Annotated in this window: 28 protein-coding genes; 17 read left to right on the top strand and 11 right to left on the bottom strand. The window is 69.8% G+C overall.

The annotated features are described in order from the left end of the window. Positions 1–161 precede the first annotated feature (161 nt). Together ACFZDK_RS49160 and ACFZDK_RS49155 are read left to right on the top strand one after the other, a co-directional pair. Positions 162–419: a hypothetical protein gene (locus ACFZDK_RS49160; RefSeq protein WP_390984040.1), complete on the top strand. Its 258-nt coding sequence runs from the start codon at positions 162–164 to the stop codon at positions 417–419. Then, complete coding sequence (locus tag ACFZDK_RS49155) at positions 416–787, top strand: fic family toxin-antitoxin system, toxin component (RefSeq protein ID WP_350784388.1); 372 nt, start codon at positions 416–418, stop codon at positions 785–787. The genes ACFZDK_RS49160 and ACFZDK_RS49155 overlap by 4 nt, the downstream gene beginning before the upstream one ends. A gap of 314 nt (positions 788–1,101) precedes the next feature. Here the strand turns inward: ACFZDK_RS49155 and ACFZDK_RS49150 are convergent, their stop codons facing one another. Both ACFZDK_RS49150 and ACFZDK_RS49145 read right to left on the bottom strand, forming a co-directional pair. Beyond that, a complete protein-coding gene (locus tag ACFZDK_RS49150) occupies positions 1,102–1,689 on the bottom strand; it encodes a hypothetical protein (RefSeq protein WP_390984036.1) in 588 nt (195 codons plus the stop codon). Positions 1,690–1,692: 3 nt separating this feature from the next. Further along, on the bottom strand, positions 1,693–4,329 hold the full coding sequence (locus tag ACFZDK_RS49145; protein ID WP_390984034.1) for an ATP/GTP-binding protein: 2,637 nt from the start codon (positions 4,327–4,329) through the stop codon (positions 1,693–1,695). A 149-nt stretch (positions 4,330–4,478) separates the two neighbouring features. Here ACFZDK_RS49145 and ACFZDK_RS49140 point away from each other — a divergent pair, with 149 nt between their 5' ends. Together ACFZDK_RS49140 and ACFZDK_RS49135 are read left to right on the top strand one after the other, a co-directional pair. Beyond that, the gene (locus ACFZDK_RS49140) at positions 4,479–5,405 is read left to right on the top strand and encodes an ETEC_3214 domain-containing protein (RefSeq protein WP_390984031.1); all 927 of its coding nucleotides are present in this window, start codon (positions 4,479–4,481) and stop codon (positions 5,403–5,405) included. A 71-nt stretch (positions 5,406–5,476) separates the two neighbouring features. After that, positions 5,477–5,755 carry a hypothetical protein gene (locus tag ACFZDK_RS49135; RefSeq protein ID WP_390984029.1) on the top strand — a complete coding sequence of 93 codons (279 nt, stop codon included), beginning with the start codon at positions 5,477–5,479 and terminating at the stop codon, positions 5,753–5,755. On the opposite strand, the gene ACFZDK_RS49130 is transcribed toward ACFZDK_RS49135, so the two are convergent. Together ACFZDK_RS49130 and ACFZDK_RS49125 are read right to left on the bottom strand one after the other, a co-directional pair. Further along, positions 5,719–7,437: a zeta toxin family protein gene (locus ACFZDK_RS49130; RefSeq protein WP_390984026.1), complete on the bottom strand. Its 1,719-nt coding sequence runs from the start codon at positions 7,435–7,437 to the stop codon at positions 5,719–5,721. The two genes, ACFZDK_RS49135 and ACFZDK_RS49130, sit on opposite strands and share 37 nt — an antisense overlap. 113 nt (positions 7,438–7,550) lie before the next feature. After that, on the bottom strand, positions 7,551–7,814 hold the full coding sequence (locus ACFZDK_RS49125; RefSeq protein ID WP_390984023.1) for a hypothetical protein: 264 nt from the start codon (positions 7,812–7,814) through the stop codon (positions 7,551–7,553). Between the two features lie 89 nt (positions 7,815–7,903). Between ACFZDK_RS49125 and ACFZDK_RS49120 the strand changes: the two genes are divergently transcribed. The 5 genes from ACFZDK_RS49120 (at position 7,904) to tpg (ACFZDK_RS49100) (ending at position 12,492) form a co-directional block, all read left to right on the top strand. Beyond that, positions 7,904–8,674 (top strand): hypothetical protein, encoded by a 771-nt coding sequence (locus ACFZDK_RS49120; protein ID WP_390984020.1) that lies wholly within the window; start codon positions 7,904–7,906, stop codon positions 8,672–8,674. Between the two features lie 79 nt (positions 8,675–8,753). Continuing rightward, a complete protein-coding gene (locus ACFZDK_RS49115) occupies positions 8,754–9,221 on the top strand; it encodes a hypothetical protein (RefSeq protein WP_390984017.1) in 468 nt (155 codons plus the stop codon). A 116-nt stretch (positions 9,222–9,337) separates the two neighbouring features. Then, entirely contained in the window at positions 9,338–11,587 is a 2,250-nt protein-coding gene (tap, locus tag ACFZDK_RS49110; protein WP_390984015.1) for a telomere-associated protein Tap, read from the top strand. Positions 11,588–11,613: 26 nt separating this feature from the next. Continuing rightward, on the top strand, positions 11,614–11,928 hold the full coding sequence (locus ACFZDK_RS49105) for a hypothetical protein (protein WP_390984012.1): 315 nt from the start codon (positions 11,614–11,616) through the stop codon (positions 11,926–11,928). A gap of 6 nt (positions 11,929–11,934) precedes the next feature. Then, entirely contained in the window at positions 11,935–12,492 is a 558-nt protein-coding gene (tpg, locus tag ACFZDK_RS49100) for a telomere-protecting terminal protein Tpg (RefSeq protein WP_390984009.1), read from the top strand. 86 nt (positions 12,493–12,578) lie between these two features. Here the strand turns inward: tpg (ACFZDK_RS49100) and ACFZDK_RS49095 are convergent, their stop codons facing one another. Next, entirely contained in the window at positions 12,579–13,586 is a 1,008-nt protein-coding gene (locus ACFZDK_RS49095) for a hypothetical protein (RefSeq protein ID WP_390984006.1), read from the bottom strand. Between the two features lie 359 nt (positions 13,587–13,945). Between ACFZDK_RS49095 and ACFZDK_RS49090 the strand changes: the two genes are divergently transcribed. Further along, a complete protein-coding gene (locus tag ACFZDK_RS49090; RefSeq protein ID WP_390984003.1) occupies positions 13,946–14,374 on the top strand; it encodes a hypothetical protein in 429 nt (142 codons plus the stop codon). 11 nt (positions 14,375–14,385) lie between these two features. Then, positions 14,386–14,811 (top strand): hypothetical protein, encoded by a 426-nt coding sequence (locus ACFZDK_RS49085; protein WP_390984000.1) that lies wholly within the window; start codon positions 14,386–14,388, stop codon positions 14,809–14,811. 63 nt (positions 14,812–14,874) lie between these two features. On the opposite strand, the gene ACFZDK_RS49080 is transcribed toward ACFZDK_RS49085, so the two are convergent. Together ACFZDK_RS49080 and phoU are read right to left on the bottom strand one after the other, a co-directional pair. Further along, positions 14,875–15,234: a nucleic acid-binding protein gene (locus ACFZDK_RS49080; RefSeq protein ID WP_390983998.1), complete on the bottom strand. Its 360-nt coding sequence runs from the start codon at positions 15,232–15,234 to the stop codon at positions 14,875–14,877. Positions 15,235–15,470: 236 nt separating this feature from the next. After that, the gene (gene phoU, locus ACFZDK_RS49075; RefSeq protein ID WP_390983996.1) at positions 15,471–16,145 is read right to left on the bottom strand and encodes a phosphate signaling complex protein PhoU; all 675 of its coding nucleotides are present in this window, start codon (positions 16,143–16,145) and stop codon (positions 15,471–15,473) included. Positions 16,146–16,842: 697 nt separating this feature from the next. Here phoU and tpg (ACFZDK_RS49070) point away from each other — a divergent pair. Beyond that, complete coding sequence (tpg, locus tag ACFZDK_RS49070) at positions 16,843–17,436, top strand: telomere-protecting terminal protein Tpg (protein WP_390983993.1); 594 nt, start codon at positions 16,843–16,845, stop codon at positions 17,434–17,436. An 11-nt stretch (positions 17,437–17,447) separates the two neighbouring features. Here the strand turns inward: tpg (ACFZDK_RS49070) and ACFZDK_RS49065 are convergent, their stop codons facing one another. Beyond that, a complete protein-coding gene (locus ACFZDK_RS49065) occupies positions 17,448–18,044 on the bottom strand; it encodes a hypothetical protein (protein WP_390983991.1) in 597 nt (198 codons plus the stop codon). After that, complete coding sequence (locus ACFZDK_RS49060; protein ID WP_390983988.1) at positions 18,019–18,321, bottom strand: hypothetical protein; 303 nt, start codon at positions 18,319–18,321, stop codon at positions 18,019–18,021. The genes ACFZDK_RS49065 and ACFZDK_RS49060 overlap by 26 nt, the downstream gene beginning before the upstream one ends. 301 nt (positions 18,322–18,622) lie before the next feature. Here ACFZDK_RS49060 and ACFZDK_RS49055 point away from each other — a divergent pair, with 301 nt between their 5' ends. From ACFZDK_RS49055 to ACFZDK_RS49035, 5 genes are all read left to right on the top strand, one after another. Further along, positions 18,623–18,919 (top strand): hypothetical protein, encoded by a 297-nt coding sequence (locus ACFZDK_RS49055; RefSeq protein ID WP_390983986.1) that lies wholly within the window; start codon positions 18,623–18,625, stop codon positions 18,917–18,919. Between the two features lie 183 nt (positions 18,920–19,102). Continuing rightward, positions 19,103–19,663: a hypothetical protein gene (locus tag ACFZDK_RS49050; protein WP_390983983.1), complete on the top strand. Its 561-nt coding sequence runs from the start codon at positions 19,103–19,105 to the stop codon at positions 19,661–19,663. 241 nt (positions 19,664–19,904) lie between these two features. Beyond that, the gene (locus tag ACFZDK_RS49045; protein WP_390983980.1) at positions 19,905–20,138 is read left to right on the top strand and encodes a hypothetical protein; all 234 of its coding nucleotides are present in this window, start codon (positions 19,905–19,907) and stop codon (positions 20,136–20,138) included. Next, a complete protein-coding gene (locus tag ACFZDK_RS49040; RefSeq protein ID WP_390983978.1) occupies positions 20,138–20,410 on the top strand; it encodes a hypothetical protein in 273 nt (90 codons plus the stop codon). The genes ACFZDK_RS49045 and ACFZDK_RS49040 overlap by 1 nt, the downstream gene beginning before the upstream one ends. 17 nt (positions 20,411–20,427) lie before the next feature. Then, positions 20,428–20,976 (top strand): hypothetical protein, encoded by a 549-nt coding sequence (locus ACFZDK_RS49035; protein ID WP_390983975.1) that lies wholly within the window; start codon positions 20,428–20,430, stop codon positions 20,974–20,976. Between the two features lie 1,655 nt (positions 20,977–22,631). On the opposite strand, the gene ACFZDK_RS49030 is transcribed toward ACFZDK_RS49035, so the two are convergent. Then, a complete protein-coding gene (locus tag ACFZDK_RS49030) occupies positions 22,632–23,054 on the bottom strand; it encodes a MarR family transcriptional regulator (protein ID WP_390983972.1) in 423 nt (140 codons plus the stop codon). Next, the gene (locus ACFZDK_RS49025) at positions 23,051–23,749 is read right to left on the bottom strand and encodes a hypothetical protein (RefSeq protein ID WP_390983969.1); all 699 of its coding nucleotides are present in this window, start codon (positions 23,747–23,749) and stop codon (positions 23,051–23,053) included. The genes ACFZDK_RS49030 and ACFZDK_RS49025 overlap by 4 nt, the downstream gene beginning before the upstream one ends. Between the last annotated feature and the right edge of the window lie 986 nt (positions 23,750–24,735).

The raw sequence follows: 24,735 nt of genomic DNA, 5'->3' as shown, positions 1-24,735 counted from the left end.
AGCCGGAGCCCGGCACCTCCCTTCATCCGCCACGGCTACTGCCCTTGGCGAGCACGCCTCCGCGCGGGAGCCGCGCTCGTCCCGGGCGCCCAACGGGCTGCCGGGCGGTCCGTGATCCGGTCACGGACCGCTCGCCTGCTACCACCCTGCTACCATGCCGTATGGCCTCTGACCGGAAGCAGACCCAGCTCCGCCTGTCCCCTGACGTCCTCGCCACCGGCAAGGACGCCGCGAAGGCCCGCGGACTCGATTTCAACAAGTACGTCGAGCGGCTGATCGTGGAAGACACGACCGGGGCGCGGGCCGCCGGCATGGAGGCCGCGCAGCGCCTCATCGACCAGCACGGCGGCTTCCTCGATGACCTGGAGCGTCAGTTCGACGAGCCGGGCGGCGACGTGCGTCCGGGGGCCGCGGCGTGATCGTGCACGTCGACGAGTCCTGGATCCTGGAAGTTGCGGAACGGGCCGGTCATCGCGATCCGGGCGTGGACGACTACGGCGTTCCGGTCGCGGCCGTCGCCCGTCACCGCGGCGAGTTCTTCGACCGCTCCGTCTACGACGGCCCCTACGCACGCGCCGCCGCCCTGGTACACACCCTGGGACGCTGCCGGTGGCTGGAGCGCTCCAACCTCACCGTCGCCTGCGCGGTCGCCGTCATGTACCTTGCGGCGTCGAACATCCCGGTCGACCCCACCCGGGAACAGCTCTCAGCGCTGGCCCGCGAACTGAACAGCCCTCGCTGCACCGCCGAACAGATCGCCGTCCTCCTGCGCACGTGGAAGCCCTGACCCGCTGTCCGGACGGTCTGACCGTCCAGGGCGTTCATGCCGGGGTGGGACCGTTGCAAGGAGTTCCTGGCGGGCGGGGACCAGGGCACGCCAGTGGGCAAGGACGGCGTGTTCCTCGGGCCAGTGGATGGCGAGTCCGTGGGGCTGGGGTCGGTCGGCCATGGCGGCCGCTCGCCGCCCGCGTCGTCGACGTCACCTTCACCCTGCACGAGGTCCCCGACCGGGCCGACCGAGACTGGCGCGCAGACTTGGCCCGGCCCGGGCACAACGCCTTCGTCGCAGCCGCGGTCGCGCTCGTACGTGCCTGAGCGGGGCTACTGGGGAGGCTCGAACGCAGCGGCTAGGCGGCTGGTCAGAAGGTCGTCGTTGAGTATGTTGCGGGCGGCTTTCTCGAACTCGTAAACGGCGGTGGTCACGCTGTTGCGGTAGTCCTCGAGTCCTTCGCCCTGGTCAAACTCGAAGAAGGTCTCGATCGGCCACAGGAAATCATGGAGGTAGGCCTCGATGACCCGGGTCGGGGAGAGCATCGACTCGGGGCCCTCCACCCGGACCCTGGCATACAGGGGAGCGAAGGCCTTCAGCTTCTCCTCTATCTGCTGGACGACGGCCGGGTACTGGGCACTGTCGTTCGCCTCCATGCAGCCAAGGGCCCGCTCCAGCAGTTGTTGGACCTCGGCAGCGAGGGTGAGGACGGCCGTGTACGCCTGTGCCCGGGGCTCATGACGCTGGTTGAGGTACTCCAGGCGGAGTTGCCAGTGGGCTTGTGCCAGTTGGGCCTGGGTCTGGATTCGTGTCTGCTGCTCCGCCTTGCGGCCGGTGATGTACGCCGACGCCGTTGCGCCGATCGCTCCCACAGCTGCCCCGATCACACCACCGAGAAGACCTGCCAGTCCGGCATCCATGGGTCACCGCCTGGCGTGCAGAAAGTCGCGCCGGGCGGTGACGAGGTTGTGCCACCGTGCGCGAGTGGCCGGTTCGCCGTCGAGCCATTGCGGGGCGGTGTGGTCGGCGGGGAGCGGGAGGCCGGCCATGAAGTGGGCGATGTCGACGAAGTAGGCGTGATCTTCGTCGGACGTCTGTTCTCGTAGCCGGATGAGGGTGGCGTTCAGTGCGATGCGGTCGTCGAGGACGGCCTGGTGGAAGGCCCCGGCCAGCTCGAGCGCAGGTGTCAGCGAGGCGAGGCCCGCGATATCGAGTTCGGTGCGCAGCGTGGCGATCCGGTCGTCGACACTGTCGCTGCCGGCATCGCGGATGAGTTCGGCCCGGCGGACGTTGATGGTGGTGGCGCGCAGATTGAGGCCGGCCAAGAGCTGGTGGGCGAGGTCGATTTCCGCGGTGGCCTGGTCGGGGGCGTAGAGCGCGATGGCGAATGCGCGCAGGGCCTGGCTGTGGGCTGCCTCGCCGGCCTTGCCATGCCGTTCGGCTTCGGTGCGTCCGGCGAGGTAGGCCGCGGCGGCGCGCTCGGGTTGGCCTTGGAGCCAGTACACGTCGCCCATCACTCGGTGGTGGCGGCCTTCCCAGCCGAGGTTCTGGGCGGCGGCGAGGGCGGTGGGGAAGTCGCCGGCCAGGCGTGCGGCGTGGGCCAGGCCGCGGCGGGCGGCCGGGGCGAGGCGGCCGCCCTGGTCGGCGACCTGTTGGTAGTCGCGGCGGGATGGGGTGGCCTGGCCGGTGTCGCGCAGGGACTTGGCCCGGTAGTAGAGCGCCATCTCTTGCAGGTCGGCGGGCAGCAGTTCGGCGACGAGGACGGCGGTGAGCCGGCTGACGGTGCGAGCCCGGTGTTCGTGTTGGCGCCGGGCGAGCGCGCTGAGGAGTTCGACCAGGGCGTCTGCAGCGGTGTCGAGGCCTGCTGCGGTGTCGGTGTCGGGTGGGGCGAGCGGCTCCCACACGGAGTCGCTGACATAGGTCCAGGCGGCTTCGGTGAGCCAGTCGAGGTCCAGGCGGTGGTCACGGGCCAGGCGCAGGCCCTGGCGCAGGCAGGCGATCAGCAGTAGCCGGCCGGGGCCGGAGGGATTGTGGTGCTGTTCGCCCAGGGCGGTGAAGGCGCGCTGGGCGGCCTGCCGCCAATCTGCCTCACTCCAGCGGTCGTCTGTGGTGTCGTCGGCGTTGCGTACGGCGGAGCAGATCAGGCCGTGCAGGTGGAAGGGCCACAGGCCGAAGGGGTCTTCGCGGATGAAGGGGCGCTCGGTCAGCCGCAGGGCGGGTCCTTCGTGGGTGAGGCCGGCGGCGCGGGTGGCGAGGGGGACATCGAAGGCGTCCAGCAGGCTGATCGAGCGCAGGACGTGGCGTTCGTCGGGGGTGAGGTCGGTCAGGGTGCGGGCGACCAGGGCGGGGAAGTCGTGGTCGAAATCGCTGGGCTGCGGGCTGCTGCCGGTGCGGCGCAGCTCCAGGAAGCGGGCGACGGACAGATCGAGATAGAGGGGCAGGCCGTGCGAGCGGGCGGTGATGACCTGCCGGATGTTCTCGCCGATGAGGGGTTGTCCCTCGCGGGTGAGGCGTTGGGCGAGGTAGTCGTCGCAGTCTTCGAGGGAGAAGTCGCCGACCAGCACCTGCCGTCCGGCGGCAGGTCGGCCCGGGGTGCGGGCGGCGGGCACGGTGGTGTGGGCGAGGCCGGGCCAGGCGGCGGGGCCGGTGTAGTCGAGCTGGCCCTGCAGGGCGGGGTCGGCCCACTGCAGGCGTGAGCGGCCGGTGATCACCCAGAAGGCGTTCGGCAGCAGCCACACTGTCCGCTGGATGAGCCGCTCCAGGTCCCGGCGGGTGCGGTCGCCGGTGTCCTCGAACGTGTCGAGCAGCACGACCGGGACGACGCGCTTGCCGTCGGGGAGGCGGGCGAGCTCCCACGCCAGCAGGTGCGGGGAGAAGGACAGCGTGTCCAGGTCGGGTTCGGCCTCCAGCAGGTCCGCCAGCCGTGCACAGCCCGCCAGGGCGCGTACGGTCCGGTGGTGTTCGCGCAGCGCGCTGACGAGGGCGCCGGTGAGCTGGCCGACGGCGGAGCCGATGGTGCCGGGCAGCATGAGGGTCTGGGCGACGTCGGCGAGCGCGGACTGCATCTGTTGCGGCAGTGCCTGCCCGAAGCGGGCGCCGAGCCCGCCGCGGCGCAGGTACTCCTCCAGCGGCTCGCCGGGATGGTTGGCCTCCCAGTAGCGGCGCAGCGCCAGGTCGAAGGCGGGCAGCGGCCGTCCGATCCTCGTGAGGGCGGCGCGGATGGTCAGCACGATCTGCTCGAAGTCGGTGCCGGCGGAGCGGGCGAGGTCGATGCGTACGGGCAGGATCCGGTCGGCCGGCCAGCCCGGCGCGCCCCACTGGGAGGGGCGGCGCCCGGCGTCCGCGAGCGTCGCCTCCAGCATCCGGGACAAGGTCGTCTTGCCGATGCCGCCCACGCCGTGGAAGACGAGCACGTGGTTGCGGGGCGCCTCCAGGTCTTCCGGGTCGAAGCCGGAGGCGCCGACGTGCTGGAGGTGCTCGGTGAGCGCGGCCGCGACCGTGTCCCATTGCGAGGACCGGTTCGTGAACGCCTCGGCGGCCTCCACGCTGCGGTCGTTCATGCTGAACAGGGCCCTCAGATCCCGGCCTGCCACACCCACCCCCGATGGTGATCACCTGCGGGCTCCAACTTATGCCCGACACGCTCCGGTTGGGGAGGCCGCCCTGCTCCGGGCCGCGGACTGCCGAGGCAGTAGGGCATTCTTCAGCGATGAAGCCCGATCCCGAGCCGTGGTACAGCACCACGCTCAACCTCTGGACCCTGGCGGGCGTCCTAGTCGCCACCTGGACCCTCACCAAGACACTGACCGAGGGATGGCGCCGTACGGTCGGCCGCCGGCGCTACGTCACCACCCGGCTCCGCAAGATTGCTCCGGGTGTCCGGCACGACTATGTCGAGTCCATGCTCGGTGAGCCGAAGTGGCAGTCGACGATGCACTGCACACGGCTCCCTCCGATCGAGCCCGAAGAGGCCGGTGACGAGGAACGGAAGGTCGATCTCACGGTCCGGACCTGGCTCCTGTCGAACCTCTGCTACCTGGTCACCTGGTGTGAGGGCGACATCGTGGTCATGTACGGGATCACCACGACCAGTTGGTGGTTCCGGCCCTGGATGCGCGTCCACGAGACGCGGGTCCGGCTGGGGAAGAGCACCTTCGCGAGCCTCGGCGAGGGCGCTGTCATCCATCGGGCCTGGCTCGGCAACCGCCGCTACGGATACTTCGAGGAGCACTACTTCGGCAACGTCGGCGGCTACCGCTCGTGGTACGTCGGAGTCAACGACTTCGGCTACAACGCCTTTCCCGTGGCCCCCGACTGGTTCGACGACTCGGACATCCGTCACACCCAGTTGCTGCCCGGCGCACGCGAGGCGTACCGGACGATCGCGCCGATCAACACGGTCGTCGTCAGCGGAGTCGTCTTGTACGAGGAAGTCCAGGACGGCACATTCTTCGGCATCTCCCTGGGCGTCGACCAGGACCTGGTCCGCCTGGCCGGTCCCGAGTATCACGTGCTCGACAGCCGGGTCGGTCGCGCCCACCGGCGTATCCGGGCGTGGCGCTGGCGCTGGAGAAGCTGGCGCTGGGACTGGAGATACCGCCGCTTGGAGAAGTTGCAACAAGCTCGGCAGGGCTAGTGGCCCTGCCGAGCGAGGCCGCCGTGCGGAGGGGACAATGTCCGCCCAATCAAGATCAAAGGGAGTTTGCCGTGTCCGGCACATCAAACGAGCCCGACTTCTCCGGCCTGGGCGGGGGCGAGGACCAGCAGGCCGACGACATCGTGCGGGAGGTGGTGGGCTGGTACAACTCTCAGATCGTCGCGGCACGCCGCGCACCGGTGCCCGACGATGAACGGATCGAGACGCTGAAGGCCGGCCGCGAGGCCGCGCTCGCCGATCAGGCGCAGCTGGCGACCGCCGATTCGGAGGAGGCGGCCCGGATCGCCGCCGCCTACGCGGCCCGGCTGAGCGAGCTCAAGAAGTCGTAGCCGGAGGCCTCCCGCCGAACGGGCAGGGGCCACACCGGTGGGTGCGGCCGGTCGATGCGGGCCGGCTGCATCCGAGGGGGCATCAGGGGCCGGGCGAGCGCGGCGATGTCGTCCAGTTCGCCGCGGTGGCGGGGTAGCGCCCGGCGCAGCGCATGGTGGAGCTGGAGGAAGGACAGAGCCTCCTGCTCGGTGTACGGGCGCAGCCGTTCCGCGGCGAGCGCCCACGATGCCCGGCCGGAGCCGCCGGCCTCGTGGCGCAGCAGGGCCTGCCCGTCACGGCGGATCACGGTGATGGCCGCGATCTGCGGGTGCCGCTCGGCAGCAGCGACGATATCGGTGAGCGCCTTGAAACAGGTGTCGTGCCCGGAGCGGGTGGTGAACCGGCCGGTGCCGCCGAGCTGCAGCGCCCGGGCGTAACGCAGTGCGGTGGCGAGCCGGCTGTCGGCTGCACGTACGGCCAGGACGACGAGCTCCACCGGATATCCGTCGGCCGCGAAGGGCAGTGCACTGTCGAGGAACTCCTCCACGCTGCCGGGAGCGGCCTCGATCAGGACGCCGCCGCGGCGGCCCCGCACGTATGCCTCGGCCCTCGAGAACCAGGCGCGGTAGTCGGGGCGGATCGCCGCCCCCGCGCCGCGGGGATCGTCGCGCAACAGCTGGAAGTAGTCGGGGTGGGAGGCTTTGAAGTCGTCGCCGACCAGCCTGGTTGTGCCGGCCCGCATCGCGCGCAGGATCATCCTGGCAACCGACAGCTTGCCCGCCCCGGGCTGGCCCAGGACGTACACGGCGCGCGGGTCGTCCTGGGGGGTCACGCCCGCCAGGACCGTCGGGGTGATCAGTTCGTCGAAGATCCACCGGTGCTCATCGGCCGACAGCCGGTGATATGCGACCCCGGGCGGTGCTGCGGTGGGCTGGGCGATGCGGCGGACCGGCTCGGACCAGGCGGCCGCGCGTTCGCTGTCACGTTGCACGGCCAGGCGCCGGTCCTCATCGGCCAGCTCGGTGTGCACGCGCCGGTCGCTGCGGGCCAGTTCACGACGGAAAACGGCGGTCTCGGGCGCAGTCCAGGGCCGCGCCCGTTCCAACCGCACCGCCCGGTCCGCTGCGGGGCGCCAACGCCAACCGCCCTCGGCCGTCAGCTCGTTGGTGTACAGCAGCGTGCCGTCGCGCCGTACGACGGTGACACGGTCGGCGAGCTGCTCGGCCTCGATGACGGACAGGGTATTGAGCAGCTTCTTCGCGCACGTGTCGTGGTTCTCCCAGGACACGTACCGGCCGCCACCGGCGGCGGCCTCGGCGAGGAAGCGGTCCACGATGCCCAGCTGACTCAATGCCTCCGGGGTGGCCACGGCGACCACCTCGATCCGGTGACCGGCCGTGCGGTAGGCGCCGGAGGAGGCGCGGAAGCCGTCCGGGTCGTCAAGCGCCGACTCCACCACGGCGTCGAAGCCCATCTCGCGGACGTGGGCTTCGACGCCGCCCTGCCAGCGGACGGTGTCGGGCCGCACCAGAGCGCCGGCCGTACGGACGTCTGCCGCCAGGGCGCGGCTGTAGTGACGGTGGAGTCGCTTGTACGGGTCCCGGCCGACCCGCACAGCGCCGCCGCGGCGGTCCAGCGCCGCCTGCACGACATCGGCGATCCAGGTCTTCCCGGAGCCGGGCTGTCCGGTAACCACGACCACGACCGGCCGGTCCTGCCGGACGGCTGCCCGTGCTGCGCCTGGGAGGATCACTCGATGGAGAACCTCGAAGCTCTCCTGCGCGGGCAGCAAGCCCGGACTGCTGCTTTGCTCGGTCACTGATGTCCCTGAGGCGCTTCCGGGGCGGACTCTGTTCTGGCCGGATCTGTCTTGCGGGGGCGACCGCGCGGCTTCTTGTCAGGCCAGTGCTCACTGAGCTCTCCCAGGAACCCTTCGGGGTCGGCCAGCAGAGCGTTGAAGCAGGCAACGACGAAGGCCTGCACCTCGAGGTTCCGCTCGTTCAGCTCCCCCGACACGGCCTTTCTCAGGTCTGTCGGCGGCCGGATGGTAAGGGCCGGTTCTCGATGCTGACTGCTCATGGAGAGATCATCACATAAGTGGCTTGCCACTTTCAAGAGTTGGGGCTACTTTAGTGGCAAGCCACTTTTCTTCGGGATGGGAGAGCACCATGCAGCAGGCGACTGGCACCTCCAGCACCACGAAGACGACCGCCCCCGCCGATGAGGTGGCCCGCGCCGCCGACCAAGAGGCTGCCGAGGACTTCGCGTGGTGGCTGCGCGCGGTGCTCGCGCTCACCCCCGACATGCCCCGGTTTCACCAGGGCCGCGACCAGCACCGCCTCACCTACCAGGTCATCCGCCTCGCCCGCGAGCGCGTCCGGGACCAGGCCGCGCTGGACGGCGACGACGTCATCGCGGCCGGCTACACCGCGGCGGTCGCCTGGCACCGGTTCATCTACCTGGAGAAGGCCACCGGGGCCGCCCTGGAGTACGTGCAGGCCCTGAGCCCCTGGGCGTTCTGCCGGTTCCTCGGTGACCTGATGGTGGCCGGCGTCAAGACCGGCACCGCGCAGGACCGGTACTTCTGCGAGCTCGCCACCCGCGTGACCACCGCGGCCCGGATCCGGTCCGAGGTCGCGCCCGGCGAGCGGCTCGCCCAGCAGCACATCGAGATTCTGCGCCTTGCGGATCGGCCGCACCTGGCCGACCCGACCTTCGACCTGCGGGTTGCCCCGTACGTCGCGTGGATCACCTACCGGCGCGAGGCCGGCGCCACGGAGACCACCTGGGAGGCCGCCGTCTCCGGCCACCGCGTCCTGCCCAACGGCGTCGTCGACATGGACGCCCGTACCGTCACGCTGCGCAGCGGGATCGACGAGGACGTGACCCCCGCCTGGCTGATGGGCCTGATCGAGAAGTACGCGCCGAACTCCTGGTAGTCCCGCCCGAACCCCCGGCCGCGCGCCGGGGGTTCGCCGTTTGCCCGCCCACCTCGTTCCGCACCGGGGAGACATGACCATGGAACTGGCTTCGTCCGCCGTCGCCGCTCTGATAGCACTGCTGGCGACCGTGCTCGGTTTCCGTCTGCAGGAGCGGTCTGCCGCCCGCCGCGACCGGCTCGCCCAGCAGGTCCAGCAGCGCCAGGAGCTGCGGCAGGCGTTCGTGCGCTTCCTTTCCCGGCTCGCCGCGATGCGCCGCCTGCAGCACGAGCGCTCCGTCCTGCGGGAGGGCGGCGCCTCCGAGGGCGACCAGGCGGCGGCCAAGACGGCCGCGCTCGAAGCGCGCACCGCCGTGGGCGAGGCCCTGACCGAGCTCCAGCTGCTGACCGATGACCCGCGCGTCCTGGCGCTCGCCGACCGGGTCGTCGACGTCACCTTCACCCTGCACGAGGCCCCCGACCGGGCCGACCGCGACCGGCGCGCAGGCCTCGCCCGGGCCGCACACAACGCCTTCGTCGCCGCAGCGGGCCCGCTCGTACGGGCCTGACCGGCCGGGGCGGTTGACTCCCTAGCGGCACGATCACGCAATATGTTCGCGATCCGTACGCATTTGGTACGCGATCCGTACGGTTACCTCTATACTTGAGAGACAGGAGGTGTTCCATGTCCGAGTTGTTCGACCGGGTCGATGCACTGGTCGCGTCCCGGTCCCCGCTGCCGCCGCCGGCGGAGCGCAAGCGGCTGCGTACCGCGCACGGCCTGACCCTGGATGAGGTGGCCGAAGCGCTGGAGGTGCGCCGGGCGACCGTCAGCGGCTGGGAGTCCAGCACCAAGGCCACCGAGCCGCGGGGCAAGGAGCGCGAGGCGTACGCCCGTCTGCTGAAGCAGCTCGCGGAGCTCTACCCCGCTGAGGCCAACGCCGGAACTCCCGTCCAGGAAACGGCCGTTCCCGCGACGTTCGCGAGCACTCCCGCCCCGGCGCCGGAAGCACAGCCTCTGTCCACAGGCCCGGGCTCCGAGGCTGCGGTCATGAAGACTGAACAGAACGCCCAGCCCACCCCCGCCCCTGAGCCCGCTCCGGGCGCCGCGTCGCGTCCGGCCCGCACCGCCAGGCCGACGTCGACGTCGCGGCGCCCGGCCGCGCGGAAGGCGGCCCCGGCGAACACCCCGGCCGGTGTCGACTCGCGCTTCGTCAACGGCCCGCTCGCCGTCGTCGATGTCGACGAGGACGGCCAGGTCCTCGCGTACTGCGTCGGCGGCCTGATCCTGGACGTGCCCGCCAAGTCCCTCCCGTCCCTGGTCGACTGGACACTGAAGGAGGCCCGCCTCGGCCAGCCGAAGCTCTCCGGGCCGGGCAAGGACGCCGACCCGCTGATCGTCCTGACCCGGTCCGCGCTGGAACGCTACGGCCTGCCCGCCGCCCTCACGGAGCAGGAGCGGCACGCCGGACGGATCCCCGAGGGCCACAAGGTCGTCAAGCAGCTGGCCCGCGCGGAGTGGCAGCTCACGAAGCGCGGGTTCGGGCCATGGGCGCGGATCTACCGTCCGGCGCAGGGTTCGGAGCGCAACTGCGTGCAGCTGTGCATCCCGTCCTGGCAGGCGCTCGATCCCCGCGTCTGGGGCAACGCCGCGGAGCTTGCGCCGGCGGACCTGGCCCGGGTCCTGGGCGTGTACGCGTCCCGGGTGATGACGCCGCGCGGCTCTGCCGCCGTCACCAGCCTGGAGCTGATGACCGCATTCCACCCGCCGACCCGCGCCTCCGAGCCCGACGCCGACGGCAAGCGGCACTCCGAGCACAACCCCGGCTCGCTGGGCAAGGACCCGGTGGACTGCGCGCCGTGCGAGGCGCCGGACGGGCACCCGCTGCTGAAGGACCTGCCGCGTTTCCACGTCCGCGGCCCCGGCGAGATGATGTTCGAGGAGTCGTTCGACTGGGCGCGCCCGCTCACCGACGCCGAATGCACCAAGAGGCATCTGGTGGGCATCGACGTGAACATGGCCTTCGCGGCCGGGGCGAACGGGTTGGTGGTCGGCCTCGGTGCGCCGACGTACGTCAAAGCGCCGGTGTTCGATGCGAAGCTGCCCGGTGCGTGGCTGGTCGACCTGTCCCACGTCGACCTGTCGCGGGTGAAGGTCGCCAAGGACAAGTGGGTGGAGCTGGACGGCAGCCTGCTGCCGAGCCCGTTCACCCCGAACGGCGACCGCCCCACGGGCCCGGCCTGGTACGCGACGCCCTCCGTGGCGTACGCGGTGGAGCTCGGCTACGACGTGAAGCCGATCGAGGCCTACGTGCGGTACGACAACGGCCGCTTCCTGGACTCCTGGTACAACCGGCTCCGCGACGCCTTCCTCGCCACCATGGCCGACCTCGGCGTCCACGCGGACATGGCGCCGACCGACTTCCTCGAGGCGATGAACGGCTACAAGGGCCGCGACCCGGAGATGGCGATCGTCGTAAACGCGGTCAAGGCGACCGTCAAGGGCGGCATCGGCAAGATGCGCGAGCGGCCCCGGGGCGAAGGCTGGAAGTCCGGTGAGCCGTGGCGGGCGCTGTCCCGGCCGACGTGGCGGCCGGACATCCGCGCGGCGGTCATCTCCCGCACCCGCGTCAACCTCCACCGCAAGATCATCAAGCATGCGGCGTTCACCGGGCAGTACCCGGTGGCGATCCTCACCGACTGCGTCGTGTACGCGGTCGACGGAGCCTCGCCGCTGGACTTCCTGCCGTACCGGGACGGCAAGCCGCTGCCCGGCGGCTTCAAGCTCGGCATCAACCCGGGCCTGGTGAAGTGGGAGGGCACCCAGGAGGTGCTGTGGGGCGAGGGCGTGCGCGAGCAGTTCAAGGCCCCGGAGCTCAACCTCGCCCGGTACATCAAGGACGGCACCGTCACCAACGTCGACAACGGAGAGTAGGAGACATGCGAGGCAGGGACGGAACCATGCACTCTGGCACGTGCTCCTGGGCGGCCCGCTGGTCGTTCACCACGCCATCCGGCGTCACCACCGGCACCGCTCGCGTCGCCTCCTTCGAAGACGTCGTGTCCGCCGTCTCCAGGGCGGCCGAGCAGTCGGTGGCCGGCCTCACCGAGGACGAAGCCGACGCCCTGGACCTCCCCTGGAACCGGCTCCTGGCCAGCCTGGAGCTTCACGCCGAACACGGCGCCCGGAATGCCGGGAACTGGCACTACGCCGCCGACGGATGGGTCGACATCGAGATCACCTACACCACCGACCACCAGAGCAGCGGGGAGTAGACCGCGATGAGCCTGTTCGGGGACGGCCTGGATGCCGCGGTACAGAAGGCGTTCACCCGCCCGGCGCCCAAGAGCGCGGGCGCGCAGATGCGGTACCTGGTCAAGCAGCTCAAGGGCACCAAGGCCGTCGCCCAGATGCTGCGCGTCTCCCAGCGCACCGTCGAACGGTACGTGAAGGAGCAGATCAAGAAGCCCCGCCCGGACCTCGCCGCGCGCCTGGAGCGCGAGGTGAAGGCCCGGTGGCAGCCGCAGATCCGGGCGCAGGCCCGGCAGAAGGCGGCGACCACGGGCGGCATCGTCATCGACACCCGTGCCCGCATGGGGTACACGGCGCCGATCGGGTCGACGGACCAGGACCGTGTTCGGCACCTGACCGTCGCGCTGCCGCCCCGCTACGCCGCCCGCCTCTTCGAAGCCCAGGAAGCCGGCGCAACGGAGCAGCAGCTCAAGGAGATCGCGGCCGAGGCGCTCAAGGAGGTGTACTTCCAGGACAGCGGCCGCCGCGCCGGCCAGCTGGAGGAGGTCCGCTTCACCGACATCGAACACCTCGAGTTCGACCTGTAGCAGCACGGCCCACGAACAGCCCGCGAGCCCGGACCAGTTGGCCCGGGCTCGCGCGCGTATCCGCCCCGGCGCCGGGGCCGGCCGCGTCACACTCCGGTGAGTCCGAGGCGGCGGGTCAGTTCGTCCACAGCGGCGCGATCCTGGTCGGACAAGTTGGAGCGCAGCCCCAGGGAGATCCCCACGTCCGGGTCGTCGGCCGACGGAACCATCACGGCAACACCCACGAACGGGGTGGTGTCGGGCAGCAGCGTCTCCAGTCGCTGCGCCCAGACCCTCGGGGAGCGTATGTAGGCGGAACCCGTGCGGGCCACGTCGACCAGAAGGATGGTGGGCATGGCCTGAGCCTGTCGGATCTTCTGCTCGTCATGCAGGGCGGCCAGTACCTGTGCCTCCGTGTCCAGCATGTGGGGGCCCGGCTCGCTGTCCCAGAAGCCGTTCACGACGGTGACCAGGGACCCGTTTGGCAAGTTGTCCGCCTCATGGATGGAGATCTTGAGCAGGAGGCGCTTACGGGCCGACCAAGGTTGCTCCACCTCGGTCACCGCACTGCCCAGACTCCCGCTGCGCACCCGTTGGATGGTGTCTGCGACGACCTTGGCCCGCACGTCGGCCTTGATGATGAGCGGCTGGGAGTCGGGGCAGACGGTGACGAGGACCTTGGTGTCGACTTCGGCGAGCGCGACGGCGAGTTCGTCGCGCAGGTCCTCCAGGCCGTCCAGGCGGCGGGCCTTGACCTCGATGCCCAGGTTCATCTCCCGCAGCACCAGGTCCGGGTCGGTCGCGCCGTTACGCCGGCCGAAGTCGAAGAGGATCCCGGCCCGCGCGAGCTTGGCTCCGGCGACCATCTCGGCCCGCACGATCAGCAGGTCGTTGTTGAAGGTGCGGGCGTTGCGGAAGTCGCGGCGTACCCCCGCGAGACGCTCGGGCCGCGCCTTCTCCAGGGCCTCGATGATGTTCTCGAAGGCCGCGACGGTGGCGAAGGCGAAGTTGTCCGCGGGGCTGTTCCCGGTGGCCTCGGTGATCAGGTCGGCCAGCGGGTGGTCCTGCGGGGCCTTGTCCATCCAGTCCTGCAGGAAGGGGAATGACGTGGTCACGTGAAGTCCTTCAGGGTTGTGCCGGGCGGGATGTCGTCACGCCTGCGGCACGGCCAGCGTACGCGCGGGCGGAAACGAGGCGCACCGGGTTTCCGCTGGGGACGCCGATGCCGTGCAACGACCCTGCTCATCCTGCTTGTTCGCGATGTGTGGAGCCTCTGACCGCGCCGCTGTTCCCGGGCTACTCCCCGGTGCCGAGGCCGCGGCCGAACGGGCTGAGCGCGGGGTCCAGCTCAGCAGCGGCACGCACAGGGCACACAGCCGGACACCACACCCGCGTGTTCCGCGGCGTCGAGCGGGTCTGCCGCACAAATCCGCGCTGTACGGTTTCCGCAGACCGGCAGAAGAAGGCGGGGCAGATGGACGCGGCGCGGTGGCGTACGGCGGTCGCGAGGGCGGCCACGATCACGGAGCCGACCCTTCATCTGGCGGGCACGTGGGACGAACGGGCAGTGCGCGGCGTGCTGGCCGTCGCCGTCGCCGGAATCGCTGAGCGCGATGACCGCCCCGTCGACCTGGTGGGTGCGGACGACCTGGTCGAACTCCTGGAACAGGGACCGCAGGCGGTGCACGCACTGGGACAGGTCCTCGGGCTGGCGGATCCGGGCGCGCCGGGGGAGGCAGCCGCGGAGTGGGCGTGGCTGACGCGTCGCTGGCCCACCACCTCGCCGACCGCCAACTCGGGCGGGCTGGCGCGGGGCATCGGCCGGATGTCCGAGCTGCCCGCGGTCGACGTGTGCACCCAATGGGCCCTGGAAGCCGTCTACACCACGGGCCCGGCGTCATGACGGCGGCCGACATGACCCAGGAGGAGATCCTCGCCGCCGTCGCCTACCTCCAGGCAGTCTGGGACGGCGACGACACCGCCGTCGACGTGCTCTCCCGCCGTGAAGACTCCGAGCGGGACATCATCGACGTGGTCATCGACCTCGCCGACCGCTTCGGGCAGATCTACATGCTCATCCGCCTCGGGATCGGCGAGGACCTGGCCGACGACCAGAAGGCCGAGGCCTTCGCGAAGGTGGACGCCGACCACGCCGCAGCCGTCACCGCGGTGCTGATCGACGCCTACCGGCAGTGGGCCAAGACCGCCGAAGGGTCCGCGATCAGGGAGCTCAGCTTGTCCGTGATCGGGTACCTGGCGATGTCGGCGAAGGCCACCAAGGAGGAGATCCCCGCTCTGTTCGAGATGCTCCGGACCGCCGCCATCACCCACAACCGGTGACGGCCAACCCGCGACGCCCAGGCCGGTGCCCGGCCGGCAGCTCGGGCGGGGTGACCGCCACGGCTACGCGGCCTCCTGGCCCTCGCCGTCCCCGCGTTCGAGGGCGTGCCTGAGCTGGGAGCGGGCATCGGGCCGCTGAGGCTCGGCGACCTCGTTCCAGAACGCGTGCGTGACGATCGCGGCGGCGAGGTCACGTTCACGCTCGCGCAGTGCCGCGACGTCCTTCTGCTCCTGGTCCGACCAGCCCGGCGAGGCCGGGTACGAAGGGGAGGCGGAGAGCCAGTAGCCCTCGGGACGCTGCCAGGCCTCCATGGGCACCACGGAGTACGGCAGGGTCTTGACCAGGGCTTCGAGGCTTGCACGTACCTCGTTGAGGTCCTGCTGCGCCTTGAGGAGATCGTCGGGGTAGTGGTACGTCGTCACGGCCCCAACAGTAGTTCGACCCGCCGACACCGCCTGTGACTTCCAGCGATAGCTGGCCAGCCTGCGCCTGCGGTCATCCGGCGGCGCGCCGATCGTCGGGTGCGGGCGTAACCAGCCGGAGCGCGCGTAGCCTGGAAACGCGGAGGTCAGGAACGGTGATGTGGTCCGGACCTCCCTGGTGAGCCCGGCTGGCCGTGGCCGGCCGGGTTTACTGCGTGCGAGCGCCCCGGGATCGGTCAGGCGATCGCAGGCGGTTCGGTCAGCAGGTCGTCCGCCTGCTCACCCGTGACGAGGAAAACCACGCGGCGGGCCACCGCCACAGCATGGTCGCCGAAGCGTTCGTAATAGCGGCCTATGAGCGTGGCATCCACGGCCGTCTCGACCCCGTGGTGCCACCGGTCGTCCATGAGGTGCTGGAAGATCGCACGGTGCAGTTCGTCCATGCGGTCGTCGTCCCGCTCCATCTGAAGCGCCGCGTCAACGTCGCGGGTCATGAGCACCTCGGCGGTCTGGGCCATCAGACGCTGCGCGAGCTGGCCCATTTCCAGGATCGTGCGGCGCAAGTCGCGCGGAATCGCTTGTTCGGGATAGCGCAGCCGCGCCAGCTTGGCCACGTGCTGGGCGAGATCTCCCGACCGTTCGAGATCGGCACTCATCCGCAGTGAGGTGACCACGATCCGTAGGTCCGTGGCGACCGGCTGTTGCCGTGCCAACAGCGCGATCGCGCGGTCCTCCAAGTCACGCTGTAGATCATCGATCTCCGCATCGCCTGAGATCACGTTCTCGGCGACTTGTAGATCGGCATCGAGGAGTGCGGTGGTGGCTCGGCCGATGGCCGAGCCGACGAGGTTCGCCATCTCTATGAGGCCATCAGTGATCGAATCCAGTTCATCGTGGTAGTGCTCACGCATCGCGTGCCTCCCGCGTCGTCACCCGTTCCCCAGCCTCTGCCGCCAGTCAGATTTGCACACCTTATGCAGGGGGCGGCCGACGGTCGGCCCCTCACCATCGGGCACCTCCAAGGGCAGCGACTCCGAGTGTCACGGGGCGACTGGGTTGCTCAGCCGCACTTGCGCTGCCGGAGCGCGCCAGGCCGCCGCGGTCCACCGCGGCCCGGCCATTCATCCGCACGACAAGACATCACCCGTTCGGCCTACACGGGCCTCGTCCCCATGTGCGGTGTCCCCCGTTCGGCCGCACGGTGAACGTGGCCGGCTTGCCGCCAAGTAACAGCCGTGATCGCTAGTTCGCGGGAGGCGCCGTGATCGTGATAGCTCTGCTCGGCCCAGCGGTGCCGCTTCTCATGCTGTTCGGGCTACCCGCCCTGGAAGACCACCTGTTCCCGCCATCACCGCCCCTGCCGGAACAGGCGAACCCGGAACAGGTCGAACGGGACTGACGCTCCCGCCCAGGAACAGACACAACTACGATCCAGACCTCGCCCGGGGTCTCGGGCTTCCAGGGCCAAGACGACCGCCCAGGACGCCGTTGCGGCCAGATAGCACTGCGAGTGGCGAACTATCCTGCGAGTCACCACCGCCGCCGGTTCGACACCAGGGCCGGGCTCGCCGGAACCTGTCCACAGGCGACCTGCCTGAGGCTGTCCTCATGAATGATCAGCACGAATCGCAGCAGCCGGCCGCGCGCGGCGGCAAGGTCCTGGACGCCCTCACCCGGGCGGAGCGCAAGGTGTTCACCCGGCCCGCGCCGAAATCCGCGAAGGCTCAGATGAAATTCCTCCTCACGCGCGCGAAGGGGTCGACGAAGGCCCTGGCCGAACGTCTGGGCATCTCCCAGCGCACGGTGCAGCGCTACCGCACCGGGCAGTTGAAGAAGCCTCAGAAGCGGCTCCAGGCAGCCCTGGTGGAGGAGACAGCCACGGAGTGGCAACCACAGGTCAGGGCACAGGCGAGGGAGCGCGCAGCCACGTCCGGCGGCATGCATGTGAAGGTGTACGCCTACTTTGGGTTCGAGGCCTCCGGCAGCTCCGACGACGGCCGTGAACGGTTCATCACCACGGCGATCCCGCCCACCCACGCCGCCGAGATCCTCCGTCTCCAGGAGGCAGGGGCGACGGAGGAGGACCTGCATCCGGTCGTCGCGGAGGCCATCACCGAGTCCTATTTCACGAATTGGGGCAGCCGCTGCCCCGGGCTGCGAGCGGATTTCACACACGTGAAGTCGATAGAGATAGAGTTCTGACCCCGCGTAATTCAAGGCCTGCTATAAAACATATTCTGCGGGCCGTCGCACAGCGCTCTGGCGGCGGCCCGCTCCTTACTCCGCACCCCGAAGGCGAGGCCTTGATGAGCAGCCCCTGGCCGCCCCGGCACACTGTCCGCCGTCCCGTTCCCCGCGCGGCTGCGCCCCGCGAACCGGGCGACCACGCGCGGATCGGCCGGAGGGTGGTACGACGCCGGGCGAGGGGGATGACCGCGGCCGCCGTCACGGCGGCCCTCGAGGAAGCCCGCTTCGACGTTCGGCAGGACTCCCGCCACAAGCACCTCGCCGACGACGAACGCGGCCGGGCGGAGCTCGCGGAGTGGGAGCGCATCGACCAGCTGCTCGCCGCCGCGGCCCCGGACACGGTCTACGACCCGGACATCGACCCGCCCGTCCGGGACGAGCTCGCCGCCGAAGCCGCGGCCGCCGCCGCCCGGGAAGCCGAACTGCGCGAAGCCGCCCGGATCGCTGCCCGCGCCGATGAGCTCCAGGCGCTGCGCGAGCTCGGCACGCTGGAGCAGGCCGAGCCCCGCGAGGGCGACGAAGCCGTCCGGAACGAACTCACCCGCCGCGCCGGGTCCGTACATCCAGTCCGACGTCGACGCCTGGCTCGCCCGCGCCCTGGCCGCGCACCTCGGGCACTACCGCGACCCTGCCGCGCGCACGGCCGCCGGCGGCCTCCTGCCCCCACCTGTTCTTGCCCACGCCGCGCTGCTCGCCGAACTCGCCCGCCTGGTCCCGTCCGCGGACATGGGCCAGCTGGCGTTCGCGGCCCGGCTCGCCACCGCCGAACCCGAGGCCGCCGCCGACCTCGCCGCATTCCTCGCCCGCGCTATCGGGACGGCCAGCACCGACCACAGTCACGGAAGGTGACTGTCACGCTGTCACCCCCAGGGGTGTCACGCAGCTGTCACGCCGGGTGTCACGCAGACTGTTCGGCCGACGATGACAGGGATCAGCCCCTGCCCTGGGCACCTTGCCGATCAGCGTGACACGGGCCGGTCCCGACTACGGTCCGTGTCGGTGCCAGACCGGCTGTGTCCCGTGACACTGAACCTTGACCGGTTGCCACTGAAGGTTGACCAACGCCGTTTTGTGACACTGAAGATCGATCGTCGCAGCGGACATAGGCTGACTCGGCTATCAACCGGAGGAGCGTCACTCCATGGAGCCGACCGTCGACAGGCCAGCGCCGCAGGTTACCGTCACAGACATCCGTACCCTTTTGGACTCTTCCGCTGAGCTCCCCGTTCTGTACATCAACTACGGTCCTGGCAACGAGGGCACCGAAGCGGAGTTGGACGTGTGGGCCGCAGGCCTGGTCTACCAGGCCGACATCGTCCTCACCCGCGTGACCGCTCTGGAACTGCTCGGTGAGGAACCCACCAACGAGACCATCACGGCGTTCCTGCCGAAGCTTCAGCAGTCCGTAGACCAGATGATCTCGGTCCGAGGCATGTGAAGCAGATCTGCCGCTCGAGGGACCGTCTCATTCGGCTGTAGACCCGGCACCGTGCCACCTCCCCGATCTGCGGCGATCAACCTTCAGTGGCGACCGGTCAAGGTTCAGTGTCAGAGGACAGGCTGCATGGCGTCGTGCTCGTTGGCCGGGTTCAGTTATCCGAGCTGCGGAAGGATGCCCGGCGTGGAATTGATGCCAATGGATCTCAAGTTGCTGCCCCAGATCGCTCACGTCTTCGCGGACGGTGGCCGGCCACCGCGCCCGGACACATTCGAGGACGTCAGCAATCTGGAGAACAGCAACAGGCCGGCACGGGGTACCTGGTGCTCCCCGGTCACCCGAACAGGAACAGCCTGGACCGACTGGTGCGCGAACCCGGGCGACTTGACCGGGAAGCCGTCCTCGTTGCACGGCTCCTACACCTGGACCATCGTCGTGGAACCACTACCCGAGGCGCGGATCTACGCCATCGACACCGAAGACGATCTGAACCGACTGGTTGCCGCCTTCCCGCTTCCGCTTGATCACCTGATGGGCCTCTCCGCGCCCGACTGGGAAGCGATGGCGGCAGCGGACTGGGACGCGGTGTACGTGTCCAAAGACGGGTTCGCGGCGAACAAGGACCGGTACCTGGGCAAGGAACCCTCACTCGCTGGGTGGGAGTGCGCCAGCGTGCTGTGGCTGCACCCGGCCTACCGGCTGCCCAGCAGGGAGCGGCGCCTGGAGGGCAGCAGCCTGCGGTGAGCGGTAGGAGTGATGAACAGTCCGGCCGACCTGTGTCATCACCCCCCTGTTTGCCCAGGTGGACGTGCCTGTCTGTGTCACTGTTCAGCTGATCTGTGTCATCACCGACGGCCAGACCCACCGGCCAGGCAGCTGGGCCCCTGTGCTGGGTGCGGGCGGGTTCGTCCGGAGTGGTCCCCAGGAGGCGGGGCGGCCGATACCTTTGGGGGATACGCCAGTTCCGCGCCCTACGGAGCCCTCGATGAGCGAACAGCCGGCCACCGCCGACCACGCCCGGCAGCAGCTGGAGCCCGCGGCCGCCGACGCGGTGCGCGCGTACGCGGCAAAGACCCGCGAGGACGCCGACCAGTTCGCCGCCGTCCTGGAGGACATCGCGGCCAACGGACTGCCTTCAGTGGAGGACTGCACGCCGTGGGAGGAGCTGCGCGAGGCCCACCTCGCGCGGCTCGCTCGCCAGCGCCCGGCCGTCGCCTGATGGCCCCGCAGCACGGCCCGCGCCGCGCCCGGATCGCCTTCTCCGACTCCGCGGCCAAGCAGCTGGAGAACATCACCAGCGAGGCGGAGATCCACGCCCTGGACCGCGCCCTGGTCGTCGTCTCCGTCGACCCGGACGTCGGCGAACCGCTCCCTGGTGGCACCGCCGGCCCCCAGCTGCGCCAGTACACCGATGAAGTCGAGCGCGTACGCCTCCTGTACTGGGTGACCGCCCTGCGGACCGTCGTGGTCGTCGCCTACATCGAGGTTTAGCCGCCGAAGGAGCCCGTGTGCCCTCCCTCGTTCAGCAGCTGTCCGCCCACCGCCAGCTCACTGCGCTGCGCACCGTCGTGGAGTGCAAGGCGAAGTCGACGGTCCTCCGGGAAGGCCCGGCCGCAGGCGACGGGCCCGGCACGGCCTGGGTTGCGTTCCTGTGCCCCGCGCACTCCGATGGCCTGCCCGGGTGGCCGGCCACCCAGACCCACGCCGCCCAGGACTCGATGCCGTGCGGGACGGTCCTCGATTTCCGGCCGGCCGAGCAGGTGCTCCAGTCGCACGCGGATCTGTGGCTGACGGCCCTGACCGGCGTCGACCCGACCGCGTACGGCGGTGTGTGGTCCGACGTCCTGGACCAGGCCGACCGCGTGCTGCGCGAGCGCCTGGAGCAAGGCGCCGACGCCGATGAGGACGGGCCAGAGCACAGCATGCTGACGATGATGTGGCTGGCGCGCCGGGCCGCGGCGGAGGGCGACCTCACGCAAACGGCGTCAGCCCTGGGCTACTGCGAGACGATCGCCGACGGCATGGAGTGGCGTGACACCGATCTTGCACCCCATTAGTGGTTAGTACAGATAGCGGTTCTCTGCGGGTTGTAGATCCTTCCCCCCTGAGAGCAGAGCTCGCAGAACGGGACCCGGTGATCTGCCCTCGCCGGTGACGACGGCCTGTGTCCTGTCTCACTGAAGGTTGACCGTTCTCACCGGAGTTTGACTGGTCGGAACTCGTGATGCCCTACCGCAGGCCAGCGCTCAGGGGCCACGATGGGAGCCAGTCGGCATTAGGTCCGCCGACGGCGACCACTCGTAGGGGGCAGAGTGCGAAACCCGAATGCCATCCGGCATGAATGTGACGACTGCGGTGCAAAGACAAAGATCAACATTCAGACGGGGCGGCTCTACTCCCACCAGGTCCCAGGTGAACTCGCTGCATGCTCAGCTTCAGGAGACGTCGTGGCAGCCCCGCAGGGCGGTGAACCCCTTCTGATGCCATCGCTGACAACTCCGCGGAAGCCCTCTCCTCCTGCGGCCCAACGGCACGCCACCGACGAATCCTCTAGCAGCGTTCGCACGGTGCCTGGCGGACTGCCCGGACTCGGTAAGCGGCGCTGACCAGGCGGTCAATCTTCAGTGAGAACGATCAGCCTTCGGTGAGACAGGACAGCCTGCCAGCGCCCCGCGTACATGATCCTTCCCGGCCCCGTACGGCCGTCTGTGGCGCTCTGAGGCCCTCCGAGCCCCGAGGGGGCGATCAAGGCCGTCAGGGGCGCTCACAGCGCCGTACAGCGCCGGGGGACCGATGGGCCGTTGATCCCCTCGGTGCGGCTCCACGATCGTCTCGCCGTCGTCGTCACGTCGCGCGGTGGCTCTCGGCTGCTCCCGGACCGAGCTCTGCTCTCAGGGGGAAGGATCTACAACCCGCAGAGAACCGTTGTCTGCACTAACCACTAATGGGGTGCAAGATCCGCCGTCGCTCAGCCCCCGTCCGGGCAGGGCTCCACTACTCCTGGTGAAGTCCGCCGTTGCTGCGTGCTGCACGTTGCAGTGCCCTTGCACCCTTCCCGGCCTGCAGCGTGCAGCAGCGTTGGGCAACCGGCTGCTGCTCCTGGTGGTGAAGGGTGCAAGGACGGTTGCTGCCCGGGGTCGGGGACTGTGGCGCAGTATTCGCACGACCCGTGTGGCACAAGGGTGCTGCACGAGCAGCAGGCCGGCCTCGGTCGGGCAGCAACAGGTCCCGGCACGGCGCTGCTCGCGCGCTGCAGCGGGACCGCTGGCCGCCGCGCCCGGAAAATGGTTGTGCTGCTCCGCTGCACCGGAACCGCTCGCCCCGCTGCTTCCGGTTGCTGCACGGCCCGCCGTGTCGTGCAGATGCACCGCTCGCCGTCCAGGCCGCACTCGTTCGCGGCCGTGAGTTCGGCCAGGGCGGTCAGCCCGCGTACGAGTCGGGTGTCCAGGGGCACGGTGCCGACGTCCCGGCCGATCGACACCGTCAGGTAGCTGGGTTCCGGTCCGTACCTCGCGAGTTCCGCCTCGGTGATCGCGGGGAGCTCCGCGGCGAGCAGCTGCGTGAGCAGGGCCTCGGCGAGCCGGCGCCCGGCGAGCGGGACGCGGGTGCGGTGCCCGAGGTCGTCGGCGTCCGGATGTACCGCCCTGGAAGCACACGAGAAAGGCGCTGCACCGTGGATCTGGTGCAGCGCCGTGGTGCCGGCCGGGCGCGGTCAGGCCACGTGAAGCTTCTTGCGGCGGTCGCGGGCGAGCTGGTCGCGGTAGTCCTGGCCGGCCTGGTGGTAGCGGGCGACGAAGTGCGGGTCGTCCAGCCGGTCCGCGGGGTCCATGGCGTCGATGGCGGCCCGGGCGTCGGCCGGCGTCTCGTACGAAGCGAGCATCGCGTTAAGGCGGTAGACGCCGTTGCGCTGCTTCTTCACCAGCCGAGCGAGTATCAGCTCGCGCAGGCCGGACGTGACGCTGGGACGGCTCAGCCCGAGCAGGACGGCGATCTGGTTCTGGCCCATCTCCACGCGGCCGCCGGGCTCGCTCCGCGACCGCAGGGTCAGCAGGACGCGGTAGGCCGGCCCCGGCAGGTCCAGGGCCGCGACGACGCCCTCCGCGTTGACCGGCGCGAACAACATGCCCCTGCTCACCGATCGCCCTCCTTGTCCGTCGTCATGGCCTCGAACCGCTCCCGGCGCTCCCTACGCTTCTGTGCCCGCTCCTTGCGGAACTCATCGATCGCCTCACGCATGTGCTGCAACGAGGGGAACCTGACGAGGTCCGGCAGCTTCGCGGCCCGCAGCTCCGCAAGAGCGTCGGCCTGGTCCACCTGAACATACTCGGTGCTCCCGTCGGACAGCCGGACCAGTTCGGCCGCGACGTAGGAGTACGGCGGGTTGAACTGGTAGACCCCGCGCCCGAGTTTGATCACAATGCCGTGGCTCATGATCTCCTTCATCCCCAGGTTGATCTTCTGGCGAGGGACGTCCAGGATCTGCGCCATGTCGTCCTGGGTGAGGGGGATCCGCCCGCCGGCCCTCTGTCCGGCAATCAGCAGCAGGATCAGCCGCAGCGGCAGCGCTTCGCGGTAGTACTGGGCGATCACCAGGAAGAACTCCAGCGCCACCATCGCAAAGGCGTTAGGCCGGTCCGGGTCGGAGTAGAACTCCAACTGCTGCCGCTGGCGACCGACCGTGATCTCGCGGCCCGGGTACGACCGTGCCAGGTCGTCCAGGCCGTCGATCTTCCGGAGCCGCTCGCCGAATGCCCGCAGGGGATCGTCCGGCGCCAGCCCCGGGTTCGGCGCGGGCCTGGCAGCACTACGGCGGCGCTGTGACTCGGACACGAGCAGCTCTCCAAAACTCCAAGATCCCGGGCGTCCAGCAACGTAGCAGAAGGTCAGTAGTTCTGACCTCCAGGTCGGCATTTCTGACTTCCGGCGAGTCTTGTGTCCCCCCAGGGGTGACACATCTCCTGCACGAACTCCTGCTCGCCGGGGCATCCATGAGGGTGTGGCACCGACAGCTCGACTTCCGGCACGGAAAGTCAGCATTGCTGACCTTCCGTGCGCCAAGAGGTCGGCATTCCTGACCTTCCGCGCGTCCGCACGTCAGGTATGCCGACTTTTCAAGGCCGATCTGTCTACCCAGAAGGGACGTAAGAAGGGCCCCGTGTCCGTTGTCAGGAGTCACAAGCGACCCACGTGCAGCGTCGTGACCAGCAGAAACGTAAGCTCTGCCCCTATCTGATGTCGGATGAGAAGCCGCGGGCCGGGCACCGTCGGGGCTGAGGCGGCTTCGCGTGCAGCTCCGTGAGCCAGCTGCGGACCGTAGGCGGCGCCAGCGGCTCTGAGTCTCGGGTGGTGCCGGCCGTGACGACACAAGCACCAGCAAGGCGTTGCTGGTGCCGGAACTCGGTTGCGCCGCCCGGCCCGAGGGGCCGTTCGGCTCCGGTACCTCCGCACGCCGTAATTCAGCCTTTGCGTTAGCCGGGGTTCCGTTCTTCGGCTGAGGTCCGCGACTTCCCAATTCTTGATTCCTCGCGTGAATTGATGGACCGAAACATCGGCCTGACGCTTTCTCACAAATGCGCCCCGGCTCTGTCTGGTTGGGGGGTGTCTCGTGTTTCCGCCAACGGTACATGCCGCATCAACCTGATGCACCTGCTATCGTGAAACCCGACACGAACGAGGGACACCCCTACCCTCACAACCAGCCCGGCCCGCGACAGCGGGCCTCAAGGTTCGGGAGGCGAAGCCGGACGGACCGTCAGGCGGGGGAGCGCAGCGGACCCGCCCCCGGGAGTGCGAAGCACTCCCCAACTCCCCTACAG

This window comes from Streptomyces sp. NPDC007901, assembly GCF_042959465.1.
Classification (GTDB): Bacteria; Actinomycetota; Actinomycetes; order Streptomycetales; family Streptomycetaceae; genus Streptomyces.
The sequence above is the reverse complement of the archived record's forward strand: the minus strand, read 5'-3'. Positions and strand labels throughout refer to the sequence as shown.

What these genes read in the sequence shown, in the direction of transcription:
- ACFZDK_RS49160 (WP_390984040.1), top strand. Translation starts at nt 162, where the DNA reads ATGGCCTCTGACCGGAAGCAGACCCAGCTCCGCCTGTCCCCTGACGTC.
- ACFZDK_RS49150 (WP_390984036.1), bottom strand. Translation starts at nt 1,689, where the DNA reads ATGGATGCCGGACTGGCAGGTCTTCTCGGTGGTGTGATCGGGGCAGCT.
- ACFZDK_RS49145 (WP_390984034.1), bottom strand. Translation starts at nt 4,329, where the DNA reads ATGAACGACCGCAGCGTGGAGGCCGCCGAGGCGTTCACGAACCGGTCC.
- ACFZDK_RS49140 (WP_390984031.1), top strand. Translation starts at nt 4,479, where the DNA reads ATGAAGCCCGATCCCGAGCCGTGGTACAGCACCACGCTCAACCTCTGG.
- ACFZDK_RS49125 (WP_390984023.1), bottom strand. Translation starts at nt 7,814, where the DNA reads ATGAGCAGTCAGCATCGAGAACCGGCCCTTACCATCCGGCCGCCGACA.
- ACFZDK_RS49120 (WP_390984020.1), top strand. Translation starts at nt 7,904, where the DNA reads ATGCAGCAGGCGACTGGCACCTCCAGCACCACGAAGACGACCGCCCCC.
- ACFZDK_RS49115 (WP_390984017.1), top strand. Translation starts at nt 8,754, where the DNA reads ATGGAACTGGCTTCGTCCGCCGTCGCCGCTCTGATAGCACTGCTGGCG.
- tap (WP_390984015.1), top strand. Translation starts at nt 9,338, where the DNA reads ATGTCCGAGTTGTTCGACCGGGTCGATGCACTGGTCGCGTCCCGGTCC.
- ACFZDK_RS49105 (WP_390984012.1), top strand. Translation starts at nt 11,614, where the DNA reads ATGCACTCTGGCACGTGCTCCTGGGCGGCCCGCTGGTCGTTCACCACG.
- tpg (WP_390984009.1), top strand. Translation starts at nt 11,935, where the DNA reads ATGAGCCTGTTCGGGGACGGCCTGGATGCCGCGGTACAGAAGGCGTTC.
- ACFZDK_RS49090 (WP_390984003.1), top strand. Translation starts at nt 13,946, where the DNA reads ATGGACGCGGCGCGGTGGCGTACGGCGGTCGCGAGGGCGGCCACGATC.
- ACFZDK_RS49085 (WP_390984000.1), top strand. Translation starts at nt 14,386, where the DNA reads ATGACCCAGGAGGAGATCCTCGCCGCCGTCGCCTACCTCCAGGCAGTC.
- phoU (WP_390983996.1), bottom strand. Translation starts at nt 16,145, where the DNA reads ATGCGTGAGCACTACCACGATGAACTGGATTCGATCACTGATGGCCTC.
- tpg (WP_390983993.1), top strand. Translation starts at nt 16,843, where the DNA reads ATGAATGATCAGCACGAATCGCAGCAGCCGGCCGCGCGCGGCGGCAAG.
- ACFZDK_RS49065 (WP_390983991.1), bottom strand. Translation starts at nt 18,044, where the DNA reads ATGTACGGACCCGGCGCGGCGGGTGAGTTCGTTCCGGACGGCTTCGTC.
- ACFZDK_RS49055 (WP_390983986.1), top strand. Translation starts at nt 18,623, where the DNA reads ATGGAGCCGACCGTCGACAGGCCAGCGCCGCAGGTTACCGTCACAGAC.
- ACFZDK_RS49045 (WP_390983980.1), top strand. Translation starts at nt 19,905, where the DNA reads ATGAGCGAACAGCCGGCCACCGCCGACCACGCCCGGCAGCAGCTGGAG.
- ACFZDK_RS49040 (WP_390983978.1), top strand. Translation starts at nt 20,138, where the DNA reads ATGGCCCCGCAGCACGGCCCGCGCCGCGCCCGGATCGCCTTCTCCGAC.